This is a genomic window from Catellatospora chokoriensis, assembly GCF_011297315.1.
Lineage (GTDB): Bacteria > Actinomycetota > Actinomycetes > Mycobacteriales > Micromonosporaceae > Catellatospora > Catellatospora citrea.
This window is the reverse complement of the sequence record NZ_JAAOTI010000008.1, coordinates 104,106-127,649: the sequence shown is the minus strand read 5'-3', so window position 1 is coordinate 127,649 and position 23,544 is coordinate 104,106. Positions and strand designations below refer to the sequence as shown.

The 23,544-nt window shown below is 70.8% G+C and carries 21 protein-coding genes; 7 read left to right on the top strand and 14 right to left on the bottom strand.

The window, feature by feature from the left end:
• Positions 1-21 precede the first annotated feature (21 nt).
• Positions 22-480, top strand: a complete 459-nt coding sequence (locus HAV39_RS14120; RefSeq protein WP_191839668.1) for a hypothetical protein — start codon at positions 22-24, stop codon at positions 478-480.
• Here HAV39_RS14120 and HAV39_RS14115 read toward each other — a convergent pair.
• From HAV39_RS14115 to HAV39_RS14105, 3 genes are all read right to left on the bottom strand, one after another.
• Complete coding sequence (locus HAV39_RS14115) at positions 421-3,198, bottom strand: AfsR/SARP family transcriptional regulator (protein WP_191839667.1); 2,778 nt, start codon at positions 3,196-3,198, stop codon at positions 421-423. The two genes, HAV39_RS14120 and HAV39_RS14115, sit on opposite strands and share 60 nt — an antisense overlap.
• Before the next feature lie 144 nt (positions 3,199-3,342).
• A complete protein-coding gene (locus tag HAV39_RS14110; RefSeq protein WP_191839666.1) occupies positions 3,343-3,939 on the bottom strand; it encodes a DinB family protein in 597 nt (198 codons plus the stop codon).
• Between the two features lie 56 nt (positions 3,940-3,995).
• Positions 3,996-4,478: a GNAT family N-acetyltransferase gene (locus HAV39_RS14105; RefSeq protein WP_191839665.1), complete on the bottom strand. Its 483-nt coding sequence runs from the start codon at positions 4,476-4,478 to the stop codon at positions 3,996-3,998.
• Positions 4,479-4,638: 160 nt separating this feature from the next.
• Between HAV39_RS14105 and HAV39_RS14100 the strand changes: the two genes are divergently transcribed.
• Entirely contained in the window at positions 4,639-5,130 is a 492-nt protein-coding gene (locus tag HAV39_RS14100) for an SRPBCC family protein (protein WP_191839664.1), read from the top strand.
• 324 nt (positions 5,131-5,454) lie between these two features.
• Positions 5,455-6,231: a class I SAM-dependent methyltransferase gene (locus HAV39_RS14095; RefSeq protein ID WP_191839663.1), complete on the top strand. Its 777-nt coding sequence runs from the start codon at positions 5,455-5,457 to the stop codon at positions 6,229-6,231.
• A gap of 105 nt (positions 6,232-6,336) precedes the next feature.
• Here the strand turns inward: HAV39_RS14095 and HAV39_RS14090 are convergent, their stop codons facing one another.
• The 8 genes from HAV39_RS14090 to tmpA all read right to left on the bottom strand — a co-directional run bounded on the left by HAV39_RS14090 (position 6,337) and on the right by tmpA (position 14,294).
• Positions 6,337-7,377 carry a GNAT family N-acetyltransferase gene (locus tag HAV39_RS14090; protein WP_191839662.1) on the bottom strand — a complete coding sequence of 347 codons (1,041 nt, stop codon included), beginning with the start codon at positions 7,375-7,377 and terminating at the stop codon, positions 6,337-6,339.
• Positions 7,374-8,516: a DUF3419 family protein gene (locus HAV39_RS14085; protein ID WP_191839661.1), complete on the bottom strand. Its 1,143-nt coding sequence runs from the start codon at positions 8,514-8,516 to the stop codon at positions 7,374-7,376. The genes HAV39_RS14090 and HAV39_RS14085 overlap by 4 nt, the downstream gene beginning before the upstream one ends.
• Positions 8,500-9,543 (bottom strand): SDR family oxidoreductase, encoded by a 1,044-nt coding sequence (locus tag HAV39_RS14080; RefSeq protein ID WP_191839660.1) that lies wholly within the window; start codon positions 9,541-9,543, stop codon positions 8,500-8,502. The genes HAV39_RS14085 and HAV39_RS14080 overlap by 17 nt, the downstream gene beginning before the upstream one ends.
• Positions 9,540-10,421, bottom strand: coding sequence for a class-II aminoacyl-tRNA synthetase family protein (locus HAV39_RS14075; RefSeq protein ID WP_191839659.1), 882 nt, complete (start codon positions 10,419-10,421; stop codon positions 9,540-9,542). The genes HAV39_RS14080 and HAV39_RS14075 overlap by 4 nt, the downstream gene beginning before the upstream one ends.
• Complete coding sequence (locus HAV39_RS14070; protein ID WP_191839658.1) at positions 10,418-10,663, bottom strand: hypothetical protein; 246 nt, start codon at positions 10,661-10,663, stop codon at positions 10,418-10,420. The genes HAV39_RS14075 and HAV39_RS14070 overlap by 4 nt, the downstream gene beginning before the upstream one ends.
• Complete coding sequence (locus tag HAV39_RS14065; protein WP_191839657.1) at positions 10,653-11,534, bottom strand: diiron oxygenase; 882 nt, start codon at positions 11,532-11,534, stop codon at positions 10,653-10,655. The genes HAV39_RS14070 and HAV39_RS14065 overlap by 11 nt, the downstream gene beginning before the upstream one ends.
• Positions 11,531-12,475, bottom strand: coding sequence for a 3-oxoacyl-[acyl-carrier-protein] synthase III C-terminal domain-containing protein (locus HAV39_RS14060; RefSeq protein WP_191839656.1), 945 nt, complete (start codon positions 12,473-12,475; stop codon positions 11,531-11,533). Before HAV39_RS14060 ends, HAV39_RS14065 begins: the two co-directional genes overlap by 4 nt.
• Positions 12,476-12,704: 229 nt before the next feature.
• Positions 12,705-14,294 carry a 2-trimethylaminoethylphosphonate dioxygenase gene (tmpA, locus tag HAV39_RS14055; protein ID WP_191839655.1) on the bottom strand — a complete coding sequence of 530 codons (1,590 nt, stop codon included), beginning with the start codon at positions 14,292-14,294 and terminating at the stop codon, positions 12,705-12,707.
• Positions 14,295-14,423: 129 nt separating this feature from the next.
• Here tmpA and HAV39_RS14050 point away from each other — a divergent pair, with 129 nt between their 5' ends.
• Together HAV39_RS14050 and HAV39_RS14045 are read left to right on the top strand one after the other, a co-directional pair.
• Positions 14,424-15,734 carry a bifunctional diaminohydroxyphosphoribosylaminopyrimidine deaminase/5-amino-6-(5-phosphoribosylamino)uracil reductase RibD gene (locus HAV39_RS14050; RefSeq protein ID WP_191839654.1) on the top strand — a complete coding sequence of 437 codons (1,311 nt, stop codon included), beginning with the start codon at positions 14,424-14,426 and terminating at the stop codon, positions 15,732-15,734.
• A gap of 342 nt (positions 15,735-16,076) precedes the next feature.
• Positions 16,077-18,575 carry a hypothetical protein gene (locus tag HAV39_RS14045; protein ID WP_191839653.1) on the top strand — a complete coding sequence of 833 codons (2,499 nt, stop codon included), beginning with the start codon at positions 16,077-16,079 and terminating at the stop codon, positions 18,573-18,575.
• A gap of 94 nt (positions 18,576-18,669) precedes the next feature.
• Here the strand turns inward: HAV39_RS14045 and HAV39_RS14040 are convergent, their stop codons facing one another.
• The gene (locus tag HAV39_RS14040) at positions 18,670-19,797 is read right to left on the bottom strand and encodes a peptidoglycan recognition protein family protein (RefSeq protein ID WP_191839652.1); all 1,128 of its coding nucleotides are present in this window, start codon (positions 19,795-19,797) and stop codon (positions 18,670-18,672) included.
• 203 nt (positions 19,798-20,000) lie between these two features.
• Between HAV39_RS14040 and HAV39_RS14035 the strand changes: the two genes are divergently transcribed.
• Both HAV39_RS14035 and HAV39_RS14030 read left to right on the top strand, forming a co-directional pair.
• On the top strand, positions 20,001-20,306 hold the full coding sequence (locus tag HAV39_RS14035; protein WP_191839651.1) for a thiamine-binding protein: 306 nt from the start codon (positions 20,001-20,003) through the stop codon (positions 20,304-20,306).
• 286 nt (positions 20,307-20,592) lie between these two features.
• Complete coding sequence (locus tag HAV39_RS14030; RefSeq protein WP_191839650.1) at positions 20,593-21,219, top strand: VOC family protein; 627 nt, start codon at positions 20,593-20,595, stop codon at positions 21,217-21,219.
• A gap of 70 nt (positions 21,220-21,289) precedes the next feature.
• Here the strand turns inward: HAV39_RS14030 and HAV39_RS42230 are convergent, their stop codons facing one another.
• Positions 21,290-22,444: an RICIN domain-containing protein gene (locus HAV39_RS42230; protein WP_203736272.1), complete on the bottom strand. Its 1,155-nt coding sequence runs from the start codon at positions 22,442-22,444 to the stop codon at positions 21,290-21,292.
• 385 nt (positions 22,445-22,829) lie between these two features.
• Positions 22,830-23,357, bottom strand: coding sequence for a GNAT family N-acetyltransferase (locus tag HAV39_RS14015; RefSeq protein WP_239120622.1), 528 nt, complete (start codon positions 23,355-23,357; stop codon positions 22,830-22,832).
• Positions 23,358-23,544 lie beyond the last annotated feature (187 nt).

Genomic DNA, 23,544 nt, shown 5'->3' with positions numbered 1-23,544 from the left:
TCCACCGAAGGAGTACCTCACGTGCACCAGCTCAGTAAGTGGCTCCGGCACCTCACCGTCTCGGCCCTGACGATCGCCAGCTTCGCCGTCGGCGCGGCAGGCCCGGCCGCCGCGGGCGATCCGCCACCGAGCATCAGCCCCCAGACGCTGCAGGTCCTCTGCAAGACCCTCGGCGGCGACTACTCCGAACAACGGGAATCGTATTCGTGCGACTTCACCGACAGCGTGATCCTCTGCCGCGACGGCACCTGCGGCTACGGCAGCCGCCTGGAGGATCCGCCGCTGCGGGATGAGTGCTATTACGCCGGCGGCATCTTCACCGACCTCGGCATCCGGGTCTACGTGTGCGACCTGCATGAGGGAGAGATCACCGTCGACTGCACCAATCCCTTGGACTGGTGGTCGGATCAGCCGATGTCCCTATGCGCCGTCGAGTTTAGCCCGCACGACGAGCGCATCCGCGTGCGCAAGCCCGTCTAGGATCTCGTACGCCTGCTGCCATGCGATCCGGGCGGCCCGAAGGTCGCCGGCCGCCCGGTGAGTGTCACCAAGATGGCTGAGCGTGTCGGCTTCGTAGTAACGGTCGTTGAGGTCACGGAACAGGTCCAGGGCTCGCCGGTAGTGAGCCGCGGCCAACTCGTAGTCGCCCAGATGGTGATGGATGTAGCCGAGGCTGTCCGAGGTCCCGGCCTGGAACGTCAGATCGCCGAGCTCGCGCATCCGCGCCAGTGCCTGCTCACAGCGCGGCCGGGCTCGGCGATAGTCGCCGTGTAAGGCGTACGCCCAGCCCAGTGAATTGAGCGCGCGTGCGGCCATCATCGGCTTGCCGGTGGCACGGTAGAGCCGCAACGCCTGGCGCGCATGACGAATCGCCTGTTCGTGATCACGCTGGCGGTTCGCCAACCAGCCCAGCTGGTACTGCACCGTGGCCTGGCCGCCGCGATCGTCGAGGTCCGCGTAGAGCTTGAGGGCATCGTTGAGGTGAGTGTGCGCCTGCTCGTAGCGGCCCATCCGGGCGAAGGCCGTCGAGCGGCTCTGGTGGGCATGTGCCTGCGCGGCCTGGTCGCCCTGCCGGCCGGCGGCTTCGATGGCAGCCCCGAGGTTGGCCGCATGTTCCTCCCAATGACCGCCACGATCCAGGTGATCCTGCTGCGCCCAGGCCAGCTGCCACACATGACGGTCGAAACCGTCGGCGGCGGCCCGCTTGATCACAGCGAACAGCACCGCCCGCTCGGCGGTGAACCAGTCCGTCGCCTCCTCCTTGCCGGTGAGTCGTCCCACCGTGGTGCCGGGGCTGAGCTCAGGGACGGCGATCGGGTCCCGGTGCGGGTTGATGAGCATCGCAGCCGACAGGCCCGTGTGCAAATAGTGGTCGAGCAGCCGGCGCATGGCTTGAACCTGCTGCTCCGGCTCGTCCTGCTGCGCACAGTCGGCCGCATAGGTCCAGAGAAGATCATGGAAGCGGTATCGCCGCAGGTTCGGCTGCAGCAGGAGATTCGCCTGGATCAGCTCGGCGAGCAGCGGCCGGACCCCGGCGACGGAAAGGCCCGCCAGGCTGGCGGCCGCCGACTCGCTCACGTCCGGTCCCGGATGCAGGCCCAGCAGTCGGAACAGCCGGGCGGAATCCGCGCTGAGCGCGTGATAAGACCAGGAGAACACCGACCTTATGTCGGTATCCGTATCAGCGCTGTTGAGGGCCTCCAGCGTCCCTGCCGAGTCACGCAACTGCGCCGCGACTCCCGCGACCGGAACCTCGGGGCGCGTGACACAGCTCGCTGCGGCGATCGCCAATGCCAGTGGCAGCCGAGCGCACTGCGTGATCACTTCCTGGACGGCGCCGGCCTCGGCGGTCACCCGGTCCTCGCCCAGCCGCCGGGCGAGCAGATCACGTGCCTCGTCATCGGTGAGCAGGCCGAGGGTTATCGGCACGGCGCCTTCGGCCGTCACGAGTGCGGTCAGCTGGTTGCGGCTGGTGACCAGCACCGTGCAGCCGGGCGAGCCGGGCAGCAGCGGCCGGACCTGCGCCACGTCGCGGGCGTTGTCCAGCACGACCAGCACACGCTTGCCGCTCAGGACGCTGCGGTACAGGGCGGCCTGGGCGTCGAGGTCCGCGGGGATCCGCTGCACGGCGACACCGAAGGCGTCGAGGAATCCGCGCAGCGCCACGGCGGGATCCACCAGCGCGCCGTCGCGGTCGAAGCCCCGCAGGTCGACGTAGAGCTGCCCGTCGGGGAAGGAATGCCGCACCCGGTGGGCCCAGTGCACGGCCAGCGTCGTCTTGCCGACCCCCGCAGTGCCGGACACGGTGGCGATGAGCACCGACGCCGGGTTCTGACCGGTGACCATGGCGTCCAGACGGGCGATCTCCCCGTGCCGTGCGGCGAAGGCGGGGATGGCCAACGGCAGTTGCGCGGGACCCGCCGCGACAGCCGAGCCGGCCGTCACGGTGACGGCTGGTGCGTGCGCCTGGAGCGAGGAGTCCTGGCGCAGAATCGCGGCTTCCAGCTCCCGCAGCGCAAGCCCCGGGTCGATGCCCAGCTCATCGGCCAGATCCCGTTTGAGCTGCTGATAGCGCGCGAGCGACTCGGCCTGGCGGCCGGCCCGGTACAGCGCGAGCATCAGCTGCCGATGGAGATCCTCGTCAAAGGGCCGGGCCGAGATCAGCTGCTCGAGCTCGGGTATCAGCCGGGCATGCTCGCCCAGGGTGAGGCGGACGTCGATGAGCGCCCGGGTCGCCTCGTACTCCAGATGATCGAGGCGGTCGGCCTGCTCCCCCAGCCAGCGAAGCTCGGTGACATCGGCCAGCGGCCGGCCGCGCCACAGGGCCAGGGCGCCACGGAGGTGGTCGAGCGCCCGGGCCGGGTCCGATGACGTGGTCCCCAGCCGGATGAGGCGCTGCGCGGCTTCGGCGTCGGTGGCTTCGCCCGGCAGGTTCAGCAGGTAGCCCGGTGGCCTGGCCACGATGGAGGTCTTGCAACCGAGCGCGTCGCGTAGGTAGGAGATGTGGCGCTGCAGAGTGTTGAGCGCGGTCGCCGGGGCTCGGTCACCCCAGACCACGTCGATGAGACGGTCGCTGCTCACGATCTGTCCGGCGTGCAGGCCGAGGACCGCCAGCACGGCTTTGCGGCGCAGGCCCGGCACCTCCGTGGCCACGCCCGCTGCCGCGACGTCAACGGGCCCGAGAAGCCTCACCTGCATGTGCGCACCTCCAGCGTCATGCTCGGCCGTGTCGCTTCGGGACAGCTACGGACGTTATGCCGCGAGGCTGCGATCGGGGGCCGTAGTGACAGCGATCCGTCCTAATGCGGCACGAACGTTGTGGGGACGGCCGAAGTCGGCCGATCAATGCGACGATCGGGCGCGGGCGGGGTCAGCGGCCTTGGCGGCTTGTTCGATCTTCCAGCGGTACGCCTCGCGGGCCGCGGCGTCGATCGGGTGCTCGTACTCGGCCGTGGTCCCAGTGCGGCCGTCCAACTGTTCGCGCAGAATGTCCGCGTGCCCGGCGTGCCGGGTGGTGTCATTGAGACTGTGGATCATGATGTTGAACAGCTTCACGTCTGGACTCGGCCACCACGGCACGTGTCCCGGTGCATCGATAGGCAGGGCGCCGATCGTCGCATCCGAGTGTTCGCAAACGGCCCGGTAGAGACCCAGAATGTCAGCGCGTTTCTCAAATTCGGCGGCCCAATGCTCGTTCTCCCAGGCACCTACGTCGTTCCATCGCAGTACCGGTCCGGGGAAGGGCCGGCCGAAGACCTCTCCGAAGTACCTGGCATCAGAGTGCGCCCTGTGCTTGACCAGTCCGAGAAGGTTGGTCCCCGTCGCCGTCAACGGGCGACGGATGTCGTACTCGGAGAGCCCGTCGAGTTTCCAGACCAGCGCTTGCCACACCATGCGCAGTTGATGGTGGAGGTACTCCTTCGCGAAGTCATCGATCATCGAAGGCGAGTCTGCCAGAAGACCGCGCGAGCGGCCGCCCCGTCATCACCGCGCGGTCAGGCCGCGATGTGACGGCGGTACCGGATTTCCCTCATGGGGAACCCCCGCGAGTCATCGGTCTTGATCGAGCCGTCGGCTTGCCATCCATCGGCCTCATAGAAGCGCCGTGCGCGGTGATTCGTCTCCAGCACCCACAGAACCGCATCGCGGCAGCCCGCGTCAGCCATGCGACGCCGGCCGTCGTTCATCAGCACCCGGCCACCGCCGTGGCCCCAGTGCTCGGGAAGCAGATAGACGGCAATGACCTCACCCACCGTCAGCGGATCGGTGTCCGAGTCCCGGCTGGGTGCCACGTTGATGAGGCCGACGACGCCATCGGTATCGTGTTCTAACACGGTGGTCCCCCACGGCGGCTGATCGCTTCGAATCCACTGCTCCCATCCCTGCTTCCGCTGCGCGGGGTCGAGCCCGTCGAGGTAGTTCTGTGGCACCTGGCCGCGGTAGGTCGCCTGCCAGGAACGGACATGGACGATCGCCAACGCCCCAGCATCACCCACCACGGATCGCCTGACATGCACGGTGATCGACTATAGGCGTACACGCCAACGCCCAGGTCAAAGGCCGGCAAGGGGCATGCTCAGGATCAGACGAGGCTGCTAGGGTACGCCCGTTCACTCGCCGAACCTGGAGCGCTCCGCCGTGAAGTACACCGTCTCGATCGAGATCGCCTTGCCACGGGAGCAGGTGGCCCAGCTGCTCGCCGACCCGGCACAGCTGCCGAAGTGGCTGCGTGGCCTGGTGCTGCACGAGCCGCTGGGCGGGGTGCACGGGCAGGTCGGCACCAAGTCACGGGTCGTGCTGCAGATGGGGCAGCAGAAGTTCGAGGCGGTCGAGACCATCACCCGCCGGGAGCCGGCAGACCTGCACGGGATCCCGATGGACAGCGTCGTTCATTTCGACCGCGAGATCGTCGGCGAGGATATGTGGAGCGCCGCGCGCGAGCGGCTGACCGAAGTCGGTCCGGAGACGACGCTCTGGGTGAGCGAGAACGAATACCGGTTCAGCGGTCTGCTGATGCGGCTGGTGGGACTCCTGATGCCCGGCACCTTCCGCAAGCAGTCGCTACAGCACATGCAGGACTTCAAGGCGTTCGCCGAACAGGGCAAGGACGTCCGCGAGGCGAACGGCTGATCTGCCTGCGGACAGCGGCGTCGGACCAGCCCGGCCCGTCCCGCAGCGTGGATCAGGCACGAAACGCGATGCGGCCTTTGTCGTCGCGGCCCTGCCGGTAGCCGCGCAGGAGGCACCCGTCGGCCAGCGTCAGGCCGTTTTTGAACCGATCCAGAAAACGACGTCGTTCGGCATCCCTCCCGCTGAGGCGAGATACTCCATTATGTGCATTACTTGCAGCCTTCAGGCGTTTTCTGTAGTTCGGATTTGTCGGACGCGTGCGCAGCCCTGAACGCCTACCCCCGGCCGGCGAGCAGTACGCCACCGCCGCGACCGGGAGCCTAGATGGCCGACTGGGATGGTGCCGGGTACGCGCACATCAGTGGGCTGCAGCGGGCGATGGCGACGGCCTGCCTGGAGTCCGTCAAGGTCGCGGGCACCGAGCACGTGCTCGACGTGGGCTGCGGCGACGGGTACGTGACGCGGCTGATCGCGTCACGGGTGCCGGACGGCTCCGTCCTCGGCGTCGACCCGTCACCACGGATGATCGAGACGGCTCGCACCGCCGACGACCAGCTGACGAACGTGTCGTTCGAGGTCGGCGACGTCACCACCATGACGTACGGGCCGGACTTCGACCTCGTGGTCTCCTTCAACGCGCTGCACTGGGTGGCGGACCAGCAGGCCGCGTACCGCAACATCGCGGCGGCGCTGGCCTCCGGCGGCCGAGCGCTCGTGCAGTTCGTCTGCGGCGGTCCTCGCCGGAGTGTCGAGGGCGTCGCGATGGAGGTGACGCACGATCCGCGCTGGGCACCCGCGTTCGCCGGCTTCACGCCGCCGTTCGTGCACATCGAGCCCGATGACCTGCCCGCGATCGCGGCCGGCGCGGGCCTGAAGGTCACCGATGAATCGGTCGCCGACCGCGAATGGGACTTCGGCTCGCGTGAGCAGTTCGCGCAGTGGTGCACGGTCGGGTTCTCGGACTGGGCGTCGCGCCTGCCGGCGGCAGAGGTTCCCGCGTTCGTCGACGCCGTCGTCGACAGGTATCAGACGGTCGTCGGGCGACCCGGGGTGTTCCGGTTCCTGCAGTTGCGGGCCGAACTGCGGCCGAGCCTGCAATAAGGCAGCACGCCGAGGCACGGCCCAGAACCTGCCGGTTCTCGCCATGGTCGACATCCGGCCGACCACGGCGTATCGCTGACCTGCTTGTCCGTTCTCCGGTCGGGTCTACACCGTGGCGATCTCGAAGTGCACGGGCGTGTCCCGTTCAGCTGGCCCGCCCAGCGTGAGCAGGTCGACGTCGGTGGGCTGCGCCCGCAGCCCGGTCAGTGCGGCAGCCAGCGGGTCGCGGACGTCCAGGCCGATGGTGAGGAACGAGTGCTGCCCGTGCAACCGGTTGCAGGCGTGCCGGAGCAGGGTGCGCAGCGTCTGCGGGTCGGGCGCGCACGGGTTGACCACCGTGCGGTAGCTCAGTTCCTCGCCCGCGCGCGGCAGGCGTGGCGCCCGCAGCAGCGGGGCCGCGAGGTTGAAGGCGACCCGGACGGCCGCCAGCCGGGTCGAGTAGCCGGTGACGCGCATCTGCTTGATGTCGTGCTGGTTCCACAGGCCGACGAACCCGGCGAGCTCGCCGCCGGGCCGCCGGGCCACCAGGTAGTCCAGGTCCGGTCGGTCGAGCGGGAACGACTCGCAGACCGGGGCGTACTGGCGTGAGGCGGCCAGGTGGTGCCACAGCTCGACCATGTCGGGTTCGTCCGCGAGGGCGGCCGGGGTCACGGAGAGGTCGCCGGGCGGGATGGCCCGGCGGGTCAGCAGGTCGATGCTGTGCGATCTGATGGTGGCCCGGCGGCGTACACCGGGTTCGACCTGCCGGCGCAGCATGTCGACGGCGTCGTTGCCGGCCAGCACGGTGCCGATCAGCGGTGCGTGCGGGCCGGCAAGCTGCCGGGCGGCGTCGTGCGCCCAATGCGCCAGGACGCGGGCCGTGCCGCGCCGCCGGTGCGCCGGATGCACCTTGAGGTCGCCGACGTAGCCGAGCGGGGCCTGGTGGCCGTCGATGTAGGAGGGCCGGCGCGCGACGGCGACGCAGCCGATCGGTCCGTCGTCGCCGTCGACGACCCCGACCCGCCAAGCCTGGCCGGCGATGCGGTTGAGCGCGAAGAAGTCGGGCCGCCGGTCGATGCACAGCGACAGGTCGCCTGCCATCGAGCAGCGGGCCGCCAGGTCGACCAGGGCCGCGTTGTCCTCGGGGCGGGCGTCACGGACTCTCACGGCGTCACCTCGCAGAGGGCGAAGCGCCGCTGGCACAGGCTGCGGTCGGTGCGCATCAGCTCCTCGCCGCGCGCCCGGTCCTCCCGGACGGCGTCGCGCCAGCGCGGCGGCACCTCGGTCCAGCCGACGAAGTTGCGAAAGACCAGCCGGGCACCCGGCCGGGCCGTGCGGACGATCTCGGCGAACAGTTCGTCGATCTGGTCGGCGGACAGCCATTCGCAGATGTTGGACAGGGCGAATCCGGCCATGCTGCCGTCGGGCCGCGTACGCAGGTATTCGGTGAAGCCGCCGTCGACCAGCCGAAGGCGGTCGACCGGCACCGGTCCGTCCAGGTAGGGCGGGCGGCTTGCCGCTGGGTAGGCGCCGGTGAGCAGGTGGTGCAGGAAGTAGTTGCCGCCGATGTCCAGCTCGGTGAGCGTGTGCTCGGCGACCTGGCGGAAGTGCCGGGCGTAGCTGGGGTTCTCGACATGGGCGAAGAACCGTTCGTCGTAGGTGCGCCGCAGCACCAGCCGGTTGCACAGCACTGCGAACAGCAGCCGCCAGCCGAAGGTGTCCCAGTCCCGCCGGTAGAACTCCCGCTGCTCGTCGAGCGTCCGCGGGGCGAGCAGCGTCTCGCTCCGGCGGGGGTGGACCACGCGCAGGGTTCGGGCGATCAGGCGCATCAGCCGCTCGGTGACCCCCGCCTGCAGCACTCCGCGCTCGATCGCCCGCGGGTGCGTGTCCCAGTGGTCACGTGCCCCGGCGGTGAGCCGGCCCCGGATCTGCTCGTATGCCTGCCGCCGTGCGGCCGGTGCCATGGGGGCACCGCCGAGCAGCCCGACGGCCGCGCCGGGTGCCAGCTGCGCGACCGCGACCGCTTTCAGTTCGACGAGGTGGTTCTGGGTCCGGTTGACGTCCACGCCGACGACCTCGGCCGCACCCGCGGCGAGCAGCGACAGCGCCGTGCAGCCCGCGGAGCTCACCACGGCGATCGGGCCGTCCCACCGCGCTGCGAACGCGGCGATCTCCAGCTCCGGGTCCTCCCGGACCTGGGCGAAGTACAGCCGGTCGTCGACGGAGCCGGGCAGTTCGATCCGCCGCACCAGTGCCGGCGGCTGTGCCGCCGGCGGGTGCTGTGGTGTCTCAGTGCGCGGTGACATGGAAGCTCCTCTTGATCAGGTCGGTGCACGCCGCCGCGACCAGGGCTGTGGCGTCCTGCGGTCGGTAGCCGGGCCACGCCGCGCGCAGGCGGTCGGTGCGGAAGTGCTTGGGCAGGTAGAGCTGTTCGGCGAAGGGTGCGACGGAGGCGAGCGCGGGTTGCAGCGGGCCGCCGCGCAGCTGCCGGGCGGCCTGTGCCAGGTCGCGGAAGCCGGCCCGGTCGCAGGGGATCGGGCGGGGCAGCATCCTTCGGCGGAAATCCGGATCCTGCTCGAAGGCGGCGAAGGCGGTGTCGATCGCGGTGCCGAGGTTCACCGGGCCGGAGCAGATCTGGTAGATCCCCGGTGGGGCGGCGAGCAGCGCAGTCACGGCGTCGACGGTGAACTCGGCGGTGGCCAGGCTCAGCGGCGTCGCCGGGTCGCCGGGCAACAGCGTCAGCAGCCCGGCGTGGTAGAGCCGCATCGTGTGGTGGAACGCGTTGTACTGGGCGACGGCCCCGCCTGCGTCCTCGGCGATCAGTGTCGGCAGGCGTGCCACCGTCACCGGCAGCCCCGGCACGTCGAGCAGGCACTCCTCGGCGGCCCACTTCGACCATTCGTAGTGGTTGACGAATCCGGTGTCGTCGTGGCGGGTCTCGTGGACCTCGCCGCGGCGCCGTCCGGCGCTGTACAGGGTGGACAGCAGCATCAGCCGGTCGAGCCGGTCGCAGCGGTGCGCGAAGTCGCGTACGCGCGCCGTGCCCGCGACGTTGACCTGGTCGGCGGTGTCGCGGCTGACGTCGAAGCGGATCAGGGCTGCGGCATGGATGATCCGGGTGACGGGCCGGGGGTCGACGTGGGCGAACGGGTCGGCGTCGCGCAGGTCGACCGGCACGACGGGGGCGTCGGCGACGCGGGCGAGCCGGGCCCGCTTGCGGTCGAGCTCGGCCTCGTCCGCGCAGCGCACCGCCAGGATCAGGTCCTCGCCGCGCAGCGCGGCGGTGATCCGCCGGCCGAGGTAGCCGTCCGCTCCGGTGATCAGCGTGGTCATCGGGCCGCCACCAGCCGGGCCGCGGCGAGCAGGTCCGGCCAGCCGTCGGGGTCCGGGCCGTGCCGGTCGACGATCGCATACAGCCAGCGTTCGAGCCCGAACGCGATGCAGGCGGTGGCGGCGGGCACGCCGTCGCGGGTGATGGCGTACGCGGACCCGAAGTGGTCGTGGTGGAGGTTGGCCGAGCCGAGGGCCAGCGAGCCGCCGTAGACCGCCTCGTGCTTGACCGGCTGGATGCGCTGCAGGAGGTGGCCGGGGTGGCGTTCGGCGCGGAAGAACGGGTCGGTCGCCGGTGTCCAGTCCGCCGGCAGGTCGATCAGCAGGGTGAAGTAGTCCACCGCGGCGCGGGCCTGCGCCAGGAACGACGTGGTCTCCTCGGCCGTGCCCAGGCACACGATCTCCCGCATGGCGAAGGTCCACTGGCGGCGCAGCGGCTGGTAGCTCGACTCCCGCCGGAAGCACGTGTTGCGGGTGGTCACGTGGACGGCTGCGGGCAACTGCTCCCCCTGGTGGGCGTGGTAGACGTGATGGCAGGCCGCGGGGGTGAGCACGGCGGTCACCGGTGCCGTGCGGGTCAGCGCGACCGCCCCGGACGGGTCCACCACCGGCCCGTCGGTGAACTCGCCGAGGTTGGCGTCGGCGGGGTCGAGCGCCGTCGCGAAGGTGACCTGGTGCGGGAAGGACCGCAGGTGCCCGTGCAGCGACGAGGCGGGCAGCGTCGCCGCGTACGCCTCCTCACGTGACCCCCACCGGCTCGCGATGGTCCGCAGGGCGCGGTCGCAGTCGTCGGCGAGCGCCAGCAGCGGCCCGGTCAGCCCGGCCTGGCCGCTGGGGTCCCAGCGCAGCCCGATCCGGGCCAGGTCAGCCGGCGCGGTCACGGCTGCCCCGCCCCGAAGCGCGCCATCATCGCGTCGATGCCGTCGAAGTCGCCGATGCGCAGCTGCTCCACGTCGATGGGCGCGCCGCGCAGCCGCTCCAGCAGGATGATCAGCTCGGGCAGGTGTACCGAACGCAGCACCCGCAGCGTGAACAGCGCCGTGTCGTCGGTGACGGCGACTCCCCCGGCGTGCCGGTGCACGAACGCGCGCAGCTGCTCGCGGATCTCGGTCTCAGAACGCATCGGCCGGCTCCTCGGTCAGGATGCCCGCCGCCGCCAGGAACCGCAGGCAGTCCGCCGACACCCGGTGCCGGTGGGTGCGCTGGTCGGGCGCGGACCAGGCCGCCTCCGCCAGCTCCCACGGGTCGTCGAGCCCGGCATCGGCGTACACGTCAGGGTGGTAGTACTCGCGCCAGGTCGCGGTCACGAACCGGGCGAGGTCGTCGCGGATCTCGGCGGCGGTCGGGGCGTCCCAGTCCCCTGCCCGCCACAGCTCCGTCACGAGGCGGCGGCCGAACACCAGGTGCCGGGCCTCCTCGCGGTGGTGGTTGTCGTTGATGAAACGGGCCAGCGGGTGCAGCCGCGCGTCGCGGGCCTGGACCCGGTTGTAGTGGTCCACGATCTCCTCGAATATCAGCGTCTTGGCGAAGAACAGGAAGTCGTCGACGTCGCGCGGCCGGTCGGTGCGCCACGGCGCCTGGCGGCTGCGGTGGACCCGCGCGTACCGGGTGCAGAAGCCGCCGAAGTAGACGCTGTGCTTGTTCTCCTCGTCCAGGAAGTGGTGCAGGTAGCCGGCCGAACCGGCCAGGTCGCTGCGGTAGAGCCGTGCCGCCAGGCCCTGAATCAGCGTCTTCTCCCCGTGGATGTTGAGGCTGTAGAAGCCCGCCGCCTCGTGGAACGCGACCCGGCGGCGGGCCTCGTCGTCCAGGCCTGCCCACACGGCCGTGCCGTGCAGGCTCACGTACTCCGGGGTGCTGAACCAGTCCCGCTCCGGGTCCACCGCCGATGGCCAGTCGACCAGGGTGTACGGGTTCTGGTGCGCCCGCACCGACAGCCGGCTGAGCCGGTCCGCGGTCTGCGACACCTGCGCCAGGGCGCCGGCCAGTGCGCTCATCGGGCCACCTCCAGCACCGCGCACTGCCAGTTGAGCCCGAAACCGGCCACCGGCACCGCGATCCGCTGCCCAGGCCGCGCCTGACCCGAGTCCAGCAGCGCCGACAGGTTGACCACGGCGTCGGCCGAGATGACGTGCCCGACGTCGGCCAGCGTCGGGGCCCAGACCCGGGCGTGGTCGAGGTCCAGCAGCCGGGCGAGGATCTGCCACGCCTTGTCGTGCGTGTTCTGGGTGACGACCCAGTCCAGCTCGGCCGGGGTCATCCCGACCCGGGCCGCGGCCTCGCGGACCAGCCGGTGGGTGTAGGCGAAATAGGTGCCGACGGTCTCGTCGTCGCCGGCGCGGCCCAGGCCGCCGTTGCTGATCTGGTGCACGCTCAGCAGGCGGCACACGTCCGGGTCCCGGCCGACCACGCAGGCCGCGGCCCCGTCCGAGATCAGGTTGTACGCCTGCTCGTACCAGGCCCCGGCGGGAAACCGGTCGGCGGTCACGCACAGCACCCGCCGCCAGCCGGGTTCGGTCGCCAGCAGCGCGCCCGCCACCCGCAGCGCCCCGAGCACACCGGTGCAGGCCTGCTGGTGCAGCCCGATCACGATCGCCCGGGACATGCCGAACTCTGCCTGCAGCCGGCCGGCCGGGAAGTCCATCAGGTCCTTCACGTCACGGACCGGACCGGACCCGGTCTGGGCGTCGGGCAGGCAGGTGGCGTAGACGATCGCGTCGACGTCGGTGAGGTCGCCGCGGGCCGCGATCTGCGCGACCGCCGCACGGGCCAGGTCGTACGCGGTGTCGTCCGGGTCGCAGACGTGGTGCCAGCCGAAACCGGCCGCCTCCAGGTCCTCCGGAGCCGACCGGAGCAGTCCCGCCTCGGCGGACTCGCGTAGGTGCCGTTTCTGCGCGCCCAGGGCGTGGGCGAACGATCCGATGTAGAGCCCGTTCATGGATCTCATGCTCGTCCCGGCGGGACGGACGGACATGAGCATCCGTACTCAACTGCCGCTGAGTGAATCGCCCTACCCGGGTGAGCCGGGTGACGCGCGCATCGCCGGCCCGCGGCCTGCGGCGACGCTTCGACCAGGCCCGGACGAGCGGAAACCCGCGATGCTCGCGGGCGGCTGACTCAGCCTCTTGCCTGTCGCGGGTGCCCCATCGGCGGCGTGGTCTTGGCGGTCACCTGCGCAGGACGCGTTCCAGCAGCGGCCGGAAGTACGCGAAGTCCGGCACGTCCGTGCCGGGATCCTTGGCGGCGTCGTCCCAGCGGCGTACCGCGACGGCGTCGGCCGCGACCGGCTGTGCCGCGAACGCGGCGGCCTCCGGTGCGGTCATCGGCCCGCCCTGCACGGTCAGGGTGTACTCCGAAGCCGGCGACAGCTGCCGGCGGTAGCTCGGCTCCACCGCGCACAGGTATCGCTTGGCTGCCACGTGCAGCCGGACCGGTTCGGTGACCGCCGGCGGGAACCAGGCGGCCAGCCAGTCCGCGCCCGCGTGGCTGTGCCGGTTGTCGACACCGGCCATCAGCTCGTCGCCGCTGATCTCGCCGGTGAAGTGACCGACGTCGTGCAGCAGCGCGGCCGCGATCAGTGCGTCGGGCGCACCCGCGGCCTCGGCCAGCGACGCCGCCTGCAGCATGTGCGCGGCCTGCGACACCGACTCGCCCAGGTAGTCCGCGGCGCCCGGCCCCGCGAACAGCTCGGCGAGCAGGTCCAGGGGCGCCCGGCGGGCCAGGACGGCCCGGCGGCTGGCGACCGCGTCCAGGTCGGCGTAGCACCCCTGCAGGTGCCGGGCGCCGCTCTCGGCGAACGCGGTGCGCGCGTGCAGCATCCGGGTGTTGTCGAACACGATGCAGTCACCGGGTCCGAGGCGGAAGTCGAGCCGCCCGGCCGGCCGGGCGATGATCTCGGCGAACGTGCGGTACGCGGCGTAGAAGGCGATCACGTCGGCGTGCGGGGCGCGCAACGGCTGGGTCGACCGGTTGTTGAACCGGACTTCACGAATCCGCCCGACCGGGTCGAGGCCGATCAGTGGCTTGCTGGCCGAGAGGTCTGTGTCGCCGTCGGTGTAGCGGAACGTGACGGGGGTTCGGGTGAGTACCGCGAACGCCTCCGGGTCTTCGGCCCGTAGCGCGGCCGCTGCGGCAAACCCGTCGACCAGACCCGAGTCGCCGCCGGTCGCGGCGTTGACCAGGCAGTGCAGGAGCTGCACGGTGGGCACCGGGTCCCGGTACGGATTGTCGGTGTGCGGCGTGACCTCCCGGCCGGTGAACGCCAGGTTCGTCGCGTTGTCCTCGACGCGCACGTCGAAGATCCGTCCGTAGTTCGTCTCGCGGACGTAGCCGAACTCCGCCGCGACGTCCAGGACCGCGCCTTCGGCGACCGGAACACCCCGCAGCAGGACGAAGCCACGCACCAGCAGGGCTTCCAGCGCTTCGGTGCGGTTGTCGCGGAAGTCCGCCCAGGCGACCTCGGTCGCGCCGGTGCCGAACTGCTTGCCTTCCTCGGTGCGCTCGTCGGGCGTCGCCGGTGCGAGCAGCCAGGCGCGCGGGAAGCGGGACACGTGGCCGTCCGGGGCGAACCTGACGGTCACGTCCGTGCCGTCGTCGGTCGCGTCGTCGACAGTCAGGCCGGCGGGCAGGTCCAGGATGCCGAACAGCTTCTGCCCGCTCACCGGGTCGGCGCACTGCGCGCAGCGGCAGTTGTCGCGCAGCCACACGGCGGGCAGTTCACGACCATCCAGGTGAAGCGTTGTCGAACCTGTGAGCATGGCAGCCATCGTGTCAACGTGCCGTGACCAGCCACAAGACGGCCGACCCGTTGTTCACCCACAGTTCCCGCGTCCAAACGATTCCACCATCCGTCCGGGCTGGGTTCCGTCTCGCGGATCATGTATCCCATGGCTTCGGAAGACTTCACGGCCGAACGATCGGCAACGGGTTCGGCGGAGACCGCGCAACGCGTCATGGCGGCGTCGGACTTCGTGGTGGCGCCGGGCTACGGCGTCGGCGGCGTGGTCGGCACCGGACTGAGCGCCACCGAGTCTCTGGCGACCGAGCTGAGCGCAGCCGACGTGCACTGGATGCGTCGCGCGATCCTCACCGCGATGGAAGCCGACGGGAGGGCGAGCCCGAATCCCACCGTCGGCGCAGTGATCGTCAAGGACGGCGTGCTCCTGTCCGCTGGAGCAACCGAGCCGTTCGGCGGCCGCCACGCGGAACGCTGCGCCATCGAAAAGGTCACCGACCGCGCAGTTCTACGCGGTGCGACCCTGTATACGACGCTGGAGCCGTGTGCGCACTGGGGCAAGCAGCCACCCTGCGCCGACTTGGTCGCCGACTGCGGTTTCGCCCGGTGCGTGGTCGGCATCCGGGACCCGAATCCGGCAGTTGCCGGTGTCGGCTTCGCGCGGGTTCGCGCGGCCGGCACGGAGGTCGTCTGTGGCGTGCTGCGCAACGAGACCCTTGCGTGGCACCTGCCGTATCTCGTCCCGCGTCTACTGGCCCGGCCGATGATCTCGACGTTCGCGCTGGACACGCCCGGCACGAACGGGTCGCGGCTGCTGTTCGGCCACTCCGACCGGTGGGAATCCGCATCCGCCGGCCGTGATTACCGTGCCCGGCTGAAGCACCGGTGCGATCTGCTTGTCACCGAGCCGTCGGCGTCGTCGGTCGACACTGCGGCCTTCGCCCGCGGTGCGTGGCATGGCCTCGTGTGGTGGGACATGGCAGGCCGCCTCGCGGACATGACCGTCACCGAGGCGCGCGAGCTCGCTGCACAGGCGCGCGATCTCGGCGCTCCGCTGGCGCTGGTGGCCGTACCCGGCCCCGACAACGCCGCACAGCTCGACGCCGTCGTCGGTGGAGGGATCACGCACGTCATACCTCAGTCCGGTCTCGATCCGGCAGGCTGGCTGGCGTCGAGCATCCGTGACGGCGAACTCGCCGCAGTGACCGGCGGGATGCCCAACTGGGTCCTTGTCGATGACCATCCCCGCCTGGCCGCCGCGCTCGCGGCCATGGACACGGTCGATGTCGTCCATGTCCTGGAGACCCGAGGCGGTTCAGGCGAGGTCGGCAACCTGTGTGCGCGGCCTGCCGAGACCATTGGCGACGCGGTCCGGATCGCGCGGATTGAAGCGGCCGACGCGACCATCGGCGAGTATTACACCCAGGGCTTGTCGTCAGCGCTTCGCGGGACGTCATGGTAGGGCCCAGCGGGTGGACGTACGCGACCCATGATCCGCTGGCCGCAGCCAGATCGCGACTGCGAGTAGAACGGCGTGGCTCCCGTCGTGACGATGCCGTCGTTCTTGACACCGGACTTCGCAGACATGGAACCTTGGTCGATGGGGGAACCGGACTGGGATCGACTTGTGCTGATCGCGACGTCCGCCTGGGTGCTGCCCTATGCGCCGCCACGGCCGGCGGGTGTTCCTGAGCCGCAGGTCAGTGCGCGCCGGTGCGTCGCGTGTGTGCATCCGGGAGAGGAGACCGGGGCGGCCACTCCGACCGGAGGCAGGCCGGCCCGCGACGGGCGCAGACCGCCCCAGGTGGCGGCCGCGGTCGAGCGTCACGAGGCGCTGCTGACCGACATCCTTCAGCCGGACCGGCCGGGCCTGGCTTACGCCAGCCGGGCCAGTGACCCCCGCCCGCGGTACGCGATGCAGGCACGGACCGATCCGCTGCCGGGGCGCGAGTTCGCCGCGGGCGCCGACGCCGACGCGGTGGTCGACAGCGTGCTCGGCCGGCTCGAACGCCACCTCCGCGTCCCTCCCGGAGAGTGGGTGCACGAGGAGCCGTTCGTGCTACGCCACCGGCTCATCATGGATCGCCCGCGGTTCGAGGCGGTGACCTCCTTCGTCCCGCCGGAGCCGACAGAGCTGGACTACTTCGTCACCCTGGACTTCAGGTTCGTCCGCGGGGCCGAGCACTACCAGCGATGGCACCTGAGCATCGCCATCTGGAGCGAGCTCCCCTTCGGGGTCGAGCACCGCCCGCCGCTGGACGACCAGCATCGTTGGCGCATCCGTGAGGCCGACGAGGCGGTCCTGCGCCGCAGGCCGCGGCATTATCGCGACCTGTTCGAGGCGGCTGCCCGCCATGCCGAGGAGTGGCTGGAGGCCCGCGGCTACGAACACAGCCGTCTGAACATCTCCGGCCGCCGGTACATGCAGCCCGACTTCTGGATCGCCGTGCCGAGTCGGCGAACTGCCCCGGACCAGTACCTCACGGCCGCCGACAGGCCGGGCGCCGAGATCACCCGGACGATGCTGCGGGTCGACTCGGCGTTCGACGACACGCTGTCCGCGAGCGTGCTCAACGGTGACTACCTCGTGCTGCGGCAGATGGCTGCCGGAATCGACGGTGCGCGGCAACCCGACCGTCGCTTCCAGTTCACCCGCCACCCGCTGTATCTCATCATCGTGGGCGAGGCACCCTGGTGCCTGCCCAGTCGCGGGTTCCACGTCGACGACCGGTACACGCCCGTCGCGGCGCCTGCGGCCGGACAGTGCGCGCACCACCAGCGGTGCCAGCGGTACGAGTACGTCGCCCGGCAGGAGTTCTGCATGCGCGATCTCATCGACGCGCTGGCCGACATAGAGACGTACGCGGCGTTCACCCTCTACGAGGTGCACAACGACATGCAGGTCTGGGAGAACCACCTGCGGGTCTACGAGACGACCGCGGCGGCCGGCGCGCGCCTGTGGGACGCGCTGGCGACTCACCTGCCGATCCGGCGGATGCGCCAGCTGGGCAGGGTGCACCATGCCGTGGAGCTCATGCACCAGACGCTGCTGCAGGGCATCGCGGACCTCAACGACCTCAACACCCTCGCCCGGGAGTGCCGCGCCCGGGTCAACCGGGCGCGTGACGCCCTCAACGACCGCTTCGACGACATGCTCCTGCAGCGTCACCTCGACCTCGGCAACCCCGGTCTCCGCGCGGCGTTGAACGAGACCGGCGTGTTCGCCCAGCTCGCCAGCGCCGCCGCGAACCTGGTGGATCACGCCGGCCGGGTCGCGGAACGGTATCAGGACGTCATCGACGCCGTGAAGGACGCGTTCGACGAGCGGCGGGTCCGTGAGGGCGACGCGATCCAGAAGGCGGGGGTCATCCTGGCGCTGAGCCTCGCGTTCGACTCGATCGTCAGCATCGTCTCGGCCACCGAGCCCGAGCGCACCGGCGAGCAGGGTGCTTGGCTGCCGGTGCTGGCCTGGACTTCAGGCAGCATCGTGCTGCTGACCGCGCTGCTCTTCGGGGTGTGGATGACGAGGCTGGGACGGCTCGGCGACGAGTCGTTCCGTACGCGCTACGACGGCACGCGTCGCCGGGGGCCGGGCCGGTTCCGGCGTGATGCGCGCACCGACGGGCTGTGGCGGTTCATGAAGAACTCGTCCACGGACGCTCTCGAAGGTCACCTGCGCGACGCCCGGCCGCCGGCGTTCTGGCGAAAGCTCGACAGGCGTCTCGTCGCGGACCTCAGCGCCCTGTGGGATCGTCCTCGCTCGTCTCACTACCCGCCCGTCGGCCGGACGTCGGCCGACCTGTACACCCCGGCACGCCGGCCCGACCTCGTCGGAGCCGACATCGCCGAGCTGCATGCGCAGGTCGGCAGCTGGAGCATCGACGCGCTGCTGTTCACCGAGCGTGCCAGGCGCCTTTACCGGTATCGGCTGCCGCGGTTGGCGCTCCTCTACCGCTGCATCGGCCGCATGCCTGCGTCGTTCCTGCGCCTTGAGCACCTGGCCCCGACGACCAACATCGTTTCGGAGTCGGAGCTCGACACCGTCATGCGCCGGTATGCGCGGGCGGTCGGCGCCCAGCCGCATCGACCCGACGGCACCGAGATCGGGCAGTGTATCGACCACCACCTGCAGGCCCGGCGGCCCCGGACCGCGGCTGAGGCGGCCGAAGCGATAGACGTGCTGCTCGACGAGCTCGTCCCACCCGCCCCGGAGTTGGCTCGACCGCCCGCGCAGCCGGTGCGGGCCGACGAAGCGGAGTCCGACCTGCCGGCGACTGCCGGTGATCCTGCTGCGCACCGATGACCGCGATGGCGGAGCCGATCGTGTCGGTCGGGGCGTCGACCGGGGCGGGCGCCGGGTCGGGGCCGTCACCGCGACGGACCCGACCCGGGAGCTGCTATGCGCTCAGCGACTCGCGGGTGATGCCGCCGACGGCCGCGCACCAGGTGCTGGTCGTGACCTTGCCATGGGGGGTCAGTCCGTGCAGCCGCTGCAGGTCCTGCACGGCCTTCATGGTCGGGTGGTCGAACTGCCCGGTGACGGCGACGTCGGCCCAGCCCTTGTTGAGCAGGATGTACTGCAGGGCGCTGACCGGCACACCGGTGGCGTGCTTGCCCAGCTCGGGTGCGAGCGTCTCCCAGGTGGGGGCGGTCACGGTGGCGTCGATGTCGACCGCGATGCCGTTGCGTGCCTGCCAGTCCTGCACGGCGGCGACGGTGGCCGCGTCGAACACACCGCTGGTGGCCACCGGATACCCCTGCGCGACGAGCAGGTACTGCGCCACGCGGACCACCGGGCCGCCGACGAAGCGCCAGATGTCCGGCCAGCGGCGCTCCGGAGCCTGGTCGGGTGAGGTGCCCAGGGCGTCGGCGACGCGGCGGCGCAGCATCGGGAACTGGCGGTAGAAGGCCGCGCCGGGGCAGTCGGTGAACCGGAAGTCCCAGTGGCCGAAGATGTCGTGCGCCTGCAGCCCGTACTGCCGGCAGATCGCCACGCACAGCTTGGTCAGCGACTCCAGCAGCGCCTCCGGGGGCGTCTCGGTCACATAGGTGCCCTCGTTCTCGATGCCGATGGCACGCCCGTTCTCACCGGGGCAGTGCGCGGAGATCATCTGCCGGTCGCCGGCCTCGAGCCGCTCCAGGCTGCCGCGCCTGCCCTCGAGGACGTAGCCGCCGCGGCTGACGGTGAAGTGCTGGCCGGTGTCGGACCAGCCGTTGCCGTCCATGTGCAGGCGCTGGATGTCGCGGGCCAGCCAGATCGCCTGGTCCTGCGAGTAGTCGGTGCTGTTCGGGTACGCGGTGTGATGCACGATGATCTTGTTGGTGGCGGTGCCGCTCACCGACAGCGGCAGCGGCGGCCGGGCGCCCCACGACTCGCAGTCGATGATCCACGGGAACTGGCCGCCGGGCGCCGCCTGCGCGGCGGCGGGCAGCAGCAGCTCGCTGCCGACGACCGCCACGGTCGCGGCGCCGAGTGAGGCCTTGATGAGGGTGCGGCGGTCGAGTTCATGTGCGTCGGGGGACATGACGATCCTTTCACGAGGCCGCCGAAGACGTGGCGAAAATCTCCGACGTTACAGTGACCTGCGAAGGATATTTCCGATCCCGGATCTTGTCAGCCCCTCCGCGCGCCTCACCCGGCCCCTCTACGCCCGAAGCCGTGCGGTCCGTGAGAGAACGACAGCCTGCCCGCGCGGACGGCGGGTCGGCGGATGGTAGCGTCGCGATCATGTCGGTCCTGGTCGCGTTCTCCGTGTCACCGGTCGGCGCCGGGGAGGACGTCGGCGCGCTCGTCGCCGAGGCGGTCCGCGTCGTCCGCGCCTCCGGCCTGCCCCATCGCACCGACGCGATGTTCACCACCGTCGAGGGCGAGACCTGGGACGAGGTCATGACCGTCGTCAAGGCCGCGACCGAAGCCGTCAAGGCGAAGTCACCCCGGGTAGGCGTGGTGCTCAAGCTCGACTGGCGCGACGGCGTCAGCGGGGCGCTCGACCCGAAGGTCGCCAGCATCGAAGGCCACCTCGCCACGGGCTGATCCGCCCGTCCGCAGACCACATTGCCCGGTCCCGCCACGGCTGAGCCGCCGAGCGGGCCGGACACCGCTGCGCGGCATCCGGCCCATTCACGGTCCCGTCAGGAGACCAGGATGTCGGTGCCCGTCGCCCCGAGTGCAGAAGTGCGCGTCTGGCTCAGGTGTGACCGCGTCGCTCCACCCCAGGGCGGACCCTGCCACCACAGGCTCATCCGCGGCGATGACTGCGCCGGCTTCGACCGCACGCAGCGGCCGGTCAGCGCCTGGTGGCGGTGTTAGTTTGGGCGGCATGACCGAACCGATCACGGCCGGGCAGTTCCACGCGGCCGACGGCGTCGACGACTGGCGCGTCCTGTACCACGTCGTCTCGGCCCACTTCCGGACCGGCTCGTTCGCGAAGGGCGTCGCGTTCATCGGTGAGATCGACCGGCTCGTCGCCACCGCCGGCCGAAGTCCCCGCGTCGACCTGCGGGACGCCGGTGTCACCGTGACCCTGACGACCCGCGACGTCACGTTGGCACGGCAGATCTCGGCCGCCGCCGCAGAACGGGGCATCCCGGCCGACCCGACCGCCGTCCAGCTCGTCAACGTCACCGTCGACGCACTCGTCGCCGCGGACGTGCTGCCGTTCTGGCGCGCGCTGCTGGGCTACCGCCCGATCGGCAACGACTACCTGAGCGACCCGTTGGGCCGCGGCCCGGGCTTCGGGTTCCAGGCCATGGACGTCGCGCGCCCGCAGCGCAACCGCATCCACCTCGACGTCGCGGTCCCGCACGAGCAGGCCGAGGCCCGCGTCGCCGCCGCGCTGGCCGCGGGAGGTCGCCTTGTCTCCGACGCGTACGCGCCGAGGTGGTGGGTCCTCGCCGACGCCGAGGGCAACGAGGCGTGCGTCGCCACCTGGATGGGCCGGGAGTAGACCGTGCGGAAGCCGGCCGCTCACCGGCTCCCGCACGGCCGCCCCGGCGGTCAGCGCAGGAGTCGAACCGTCACGACAGGAACGATCCGTACGGGCCGTTGAGGATCTGCGTCTTCTGCGCCTGGCTGAAGTGCGTGTTCGGGTAGCTGTAGAACGACGCCGACATGGGTGTGCCATCGGTCGACGCCGAGTCGGGCAGCCCGAAAGCATGGCCGAGTTCGTGCACCATCCCGCCGTACCAGCGGTTCATCGGACCGTTCACGCCCGCCGCGCCGTCCGCGTCGTGCTGGCACAGGATCACCCAGCCGCCACCGCCACCGCCGCCCGCGCCCGGACCCTCCGCGCTGATGAGGCCGACGTTGATCCAGCGGGTGTCGGGTGCGCGCAGGGACAGCTTGCGCCGCAGCTCCTCTTGCATGTTGAACACCGACCACCAGTAACGGTCGCCGCCGTTCGGCGTGTTCTCGTACCAGGACTTCACGTGGTCGCCGTTGACGACCTCGACGACCGTGGTGTTCAGCGTGAACGTCTTGCCCAGCTCCTGCCGGTAGTACCGCTGGGCCTCGCGCATCACGTTGGCGATGCCGTCGGGCCAGCGCTGGTCGTAGGCCACGTCAGAGGGCTTGAGCCAGTACACGCGGACGGTCTTCTCCGGAGGCGTGGTCGGGTTGCCGCCACCGGAGGCGTAGTTGGGCAGCCGCCATACGCGCGAGGTCGCGGAGCTGCACGGCAGCTGGACGAGCCCGACGCCGGCGTTGGCCGACCCTGCCGAGGGCACGACGCACTTGCCCGAGTGCACGGGTTGCAGGTTGAACGTCTTGTCGGTGCCGGCGACGGTGACGGGCACCAGGCGTACCCGCTGGTTGGTGCCGCTGTGGCACGACCACTGGATGATCGTGGCGTTGTCGGCCGTGGCTGCCCCGTTGACGTCGACGCACCTGCCCGCGGCCGGGGTCGCGATCGTGAACTGGTCGGTGGTCCCGCTCACCGGGGTGAACGTGAAGTTCTGGCTGCCCGCGCCGTTGCAGGCCGACTGGGTGAGCTGGGTTCCGTTGGCGGTGCTGTTGTCGGGCAGGTTCGCGCAGTTGCCACCGTTCTGGTTCACCGCGGTCGAGGTGAACGTCGTGGCGGCTTGAGCGGGTTGGGCTCCGCCCAACCCGACGACGGCGAACGAGGCGGCTGCCGTGGCGATGGTGTAGGCGAGAGCGCGGACGCGTCCGGGCATGATCACATCCTTCGAGGTGTGAACGGGCGCCTACCCGGTCGTGATTAAACCCACCGGAGCATCGGTTGGCAATGCACCATCATCGATCACCCTGGGTCCGACGAGCTCCGCAAACGGCGTATCGCGTGGTCACAGGCGTTCGAACCAGACGCAAGAAAATCGTGCCAATTCTGGTCGAAATCGTTTCGCCGCAGCCGCGTATTCGTGGCGCCTGTTCGGCTTGCGCCGCGGCAGTCGCCCGGCGTGCTGGCGTACTCGCGCCGGAAGGCCTTGGCGAACGCGAACGCGGAGCCGTACCCGGCGGCGGCGGCAGGCTCGCGGGACGCGGCGGCGGCCAACTGGTCCAAGGGAGCCTTCGCCCGTTGACAGCTGCGCCTGCGCCGGTTCACAGGCGGAGGGTGAGGATCCGGCCCGGCCAGTCCCGGTCGGGCTGTGCCACGGTGAAGGCCTCGCCCCGGGTGAAGCCCTGCCGCTCGTAGTAGCGCACCAGCGCGCCCTCTCCCCCGGCGAAGCAGTCCAGCCGCAGCAGCCCGACGCCCGACGACGCCGCCAGCCCGCGTGCGTGGGCCAGCAGCGCGGCGCCGACGCCCCGGACCGGCGACGACCGGTCGGAGATCAGCAGCTGCACGTACAGCTCCGGTTCGTCGGCGGGAGCCACGTACGGCAGCGCCTCGCCGACCGACAGGGCGCCGACCGCCGTGCCGCCCGCCTCGGCGATCCACAGCCCTCCGCCGCGGGCGAACCCCTCGATCTGCGCGATGCGTCGGGGGTTCGTCGAGTGCGGTTCGGTACCCCACTGGTCGGCGCGGCCGATCGACACGAGCCACTCGGTCGCGCGGTCCATCAAGGCGAGCACGGTGGCGACGTCGTCGGTGCCGCCGCGGCGGATCGCCGGCGGGGTGGGGTCAGGCACTCGATGATCATAGGACGTCGCCGCGGGTGTGAAGGCCGAGCCCGGCCGCGCCCGGAACGGCCGACACCCTCATACTGGTCATAGCTGACGAACAGCCGCGCCCAGTCGGTCATGTGGGTTCGATGATCCGCGCCGGAAATTGATCCACAGCCCGATCCTACGGACGTCGTCATCGGATTCGTGAGAC